The 3,349-nt window shown below is 75.1% G+C and carries 2 protein-coding genes; one reads left to right on the top strand and one right to left on the bottom strand.

Translation table 11 applies throughout. The features are described 5' to 3' along the window. On the bottom strand, positions 1 to 1,815 hold a 1,815-nt coding region (locus tag HGCM_RS16465; RefSeq protein WP_218917030.1), incomplete at its 3' end, for a discoidin domain-containing protein. A 315-nt stretch (positions 1,816 to 2,130) separates the two neighbouring features. Here HGCM_RS16465 and HGCM_RS02145 point away from each other — a divergent pair. Beyond that, complete coding sequence (locus HGCM_RS02145; RefSeq protein WP_019135247.1) at positions 2,131 to 3,264, top strand: LacI family DNA-binding transcriptional regulator; 1,134 nt, start codon at positions 2,131 to 2,133, stop codon at positions 3,262 to 3,264. The last annotated feature ends 85 nt before the right edge of the window (positions 3,265 to 3,349 follow it).

The raw sequence follows: 3,349 nt of genomic DNA, 5'->3' as shown, positions 1-3,349 counted from the left end.
CGCCTGGATGCACTGCCAGGCCTTCGTGTAGCCGGCGGCGTTGTCCGCGTCGGTGCCCTGGTCGGGCACGCCGTTGACGTCGTCATCGACCTCCCACTCGCCGGCCGGGCCGCCCTCGGTGATGAGGTACGGCTTGGTGTAGCCACCGTCGATCCAGGTCTGCTTCGCGTCGCAGACGGCGCCGTAGCTGTTGAGGCCGTACAGGTCGAGGTCGGGCGCGTTCTTCTTGTAGTACGGCCACGAGCCCGTCCAGGCGTCCGTCGACGTCACCGGGTGGTTCGGGTCGATCTGGTGGATCCGCTTCGCGGCGTCGTTGACGAACGTCGCGTAGGCGTCGCGCTGCGCCTCGAGCTCGGCGCCCGAGTAGCAGTTGCCGAGGCCGAGGAGCGACTCGTTGCCGACGTCCCACAGCAGGACGCCCGGGTGGTCCTTGTACGCGGTGACCCAGGTGACGATGTCGTTCATCGAGCTGGACTTGTACGCCGCGTCGGTGACGTAGTTCGGGCAGCCGCCCGAGCCGGGGCCGCCGCCGGGGGCGAGCCAGAACCCGGCCACGACGCGGACGCCCGCGGCCGCCGCGGCGTCGAGCAGGACCTTCGAGCCCGCGTCGGTGCCCCAGGTCCGGATCGTGTTGACGCCCAGCTCCTTGAGGTTGGCGGCGTGCTGCGGGAAGTCGCCGGCAGGCGGGCCCCACGTCATGCCCTTGACCGTCCAGATGGCGCCGTTGACCGCGAGCGCCCAGTTCCCCTGCGAGCCGACCACGCGGACCTTGCCGTCCGCGGGGCCGGGGTCCGGCGTGCCGGGGTCCGTCGGGTCCGGCGTCGGCGTCGTCGTGCCGCCGCTCGTCGCGTACGCCTCGACCTCCCAGAGGGAGAAGCCGTAGCCCGTGGCCCGCGTCTGCAGGTCGAGGCGCAGGTAGCGGCCGGTGCCGGCGACGTCGAGGGACTGGTTGCCGCCGGTGCCGTTCGTCACCGTCGCGACCGTGCTGAACCCGGTGGTCGCGCTGTCCGAGACCTGCACGCGGAAGGCCTTGCCGTACGCGCCCTCCCACCGCAGCACGACCTTGCACAGCGCCGTGCGGGCGCCGAGGTCGACGGTGAGCGTCTGGTTGTCCGCGAACGTGCTCGACCAGCGGGTCGTCGTCGAGCCGTCGACCGCGAGGCGGGCCGCGTAGCCCTCGCCCTCGGAGGTCGACGCCGTCGCCGTCCTCCCGGTCGCGACGTTCGTCGTGCCGCAGGTGCCGGCCGGGGTGGTCGGCCCGCCGCCGGAGCCTGCCGTGCCGAAGACCTGCAGCTCCCACAGCGAGTACCCGTAGCCGGTGCCGCGCGCGGTGAGGTCCAGGCGCAGGTAGCGCCCGGTGCCGGCGGCGGGGACGGACTGCGTGCCGCCGGTGCCGTTGGTGACGGTCGCGAGGGTGGTCCACGTCGTCCCGTCGCTCGACGTCTGGACGCGGAACGCCTTGCCGTAGGCGGCCTCCCAGCGCAGGTCGACGCGCTCGATCGTCGACGTCGTGCCCAGGTCGACCTGGATCCACTGCGCGTCGGAGGCGGCGCTCGCCCAGCGGGTGTCGGCCTTGCCGTCGGTGGCGTAGGCGGCCTTCAGGTAGTCCGCGTTCTCGGTCGACGAGGCGGTGGTGGGCCTGCCCTCGGACAGGTTCACGGGGGCCGCCTGCGCCGCGGCGACGGGCACCGTGAGCCCGACGGCGACGAGCGCGCCGGCGGCGAGGAGCGCGGCGAGCCGGCGGCGCGGACGGGTGCCCGTGCGCTGCCGCCCGCGCCGCGGCGGGGAGTCGGGAAGGTGGTCGGTGTGGGGCACGGAGGTCTCCTCTGGCGGGCCGGGCGAGCGGCTGCGCTGCCGCTGCCCGGGCGAGCAGCTCGTCGTTGATCTGCTGGCACTGCGGGTCGGTCGTGCGGTGGGAGAGCGCTCTACCGTGTGTGCGACAGAGTCCGGTGCGAAGGCCCAGGGATGCGGGACGACGAGCGCGGACGACTCTCCCGAACGGCAGTTATACCCGATTTCACCCGCTCGCGCGCCCCCCAGTTCCGTCGCCGATCGGCAACCCCGCTCCAGGTGCGCTCGAAAGCGGTGCGCGTCCGGGAATGCGCTCTCCCGACTGCTACGCTCGGCACCATGACGGACGAGGCCGGCGCACCCGACGACGGCGAGCGCGCCGCCGCCGGAGCGACGACCCTCGAGGCCACGCCGCCCGCCGGCGTCGCGATCGGCGCGGCGACGATCCCGCGCACCGGCGCCCCGACCCTGGAGGACGTCGCCCGCGTCGCCGGCGTCTCGCGCGCGACGGTCTCCCGCGTCGTCAACGGCAAGCGCCGCGTCGCGCCGCAGATCCAGGAGGTCGTGCGGCGGGCGGTCGCGGAGGTCGGCTACGTCCCGAACCTCGCGGCGCGCTCGCTGGTCACCCGCCGCACCGGCGTCGTCGCGGTCGTCGTCTCCGGCACCGACGACGCCGAGGCCGGCGGCTCGATCGACTTCTCGGACCCGTTCTTCGGCCGCGTCGTCGGGGGCATCCTGCGCGCGCTGCGGCCCCGGGGCGTCGACCCGGTGCTCATGCTCGCGGAGACGGACGCGGACCGGGCCCGCGTCCTGTCCACGCTGCACCACGGGAACGCCGACGGCGCCCTGCTCGTCTCGACCCGGCCCGACGACCCGCTGCCCGCGATGCTCGTCGACGCCGGCATGGCCGCGGTCGTGTTCGCGCGCCCGACGCACGCGCTGCCCGTGAGCTTCGTCGACGTGGCGAACCGGGACGGCGCCGCGCTCGCGGCCGAGCACCTGGTCGCGCGCGGACGGCGGCACCCCGTCGCGATCAGCGGGCCGCTCGCCGTCCCGGCCGCCGCCGACCGGCTCGCCGGCTTCCGCGACGCGATGGCGCGCCACGGCCACGCCTGGGTCCCGGTCGAGGCGGGCAACTTCACGTACGCGAGCGGCGTCGCGGCGATGCTCCGCCTGCTCGACGCGGAGCCGCGGCTCGACGCCGTCTTCGCGGGCAACGACCTCATGGCGCTCGGCGCGATGGAGGCGCTGCACGCCCGCGGCCGCACGGTGCCCGACGACGTCGCGGTGATCGGGTTCGACGACAGCTCGGTCGGAGCGGTGGCCCGCCCCGCCCTGACCAGTGTCCGGCAGCCGATCGAGGAGATGGCCGCGGAGATGGCGCGCATCCTGCTCGAGCAGGTCGCGGACCCCGACCGCCGCCCGTCGTCGGTCGTCTTCGACCCGACCCTCGTCGTGCGCGCGTCGTCCTGACCCGGACCGCCCGCCGTCGCCGCGCGGGGCCTGGTGCGCCGGCGGCGGCCTCGGCAGGATCGGGCGCGTGACCGGCACGGGGCGG

It is taken from the genome of Cellulomonas massiliensis JC225 (assembly GCF_000312005.1).
Lineage (GTDB): Bacteria > Actinomycetota > Actinomycetes > Actinomycetales > Cellulomonadaceae > Cellulomonas > Cellulomonas massiliensis.
Note: the sequence above shows the minus strand (reverse complement) of the source record. Positions and strands in the feature narration are given on the sequence as shown.

What these genes read in the sequence shown, in the direction of transcription:
- HGCM_RS02145 (WP_019135247.1), top strand. Translation starts at nt 2,131, where the DNA reads ATGACGGACGAGGCCGGCGCACCCGACGACGGCGAGCGCGCCGCCGCC.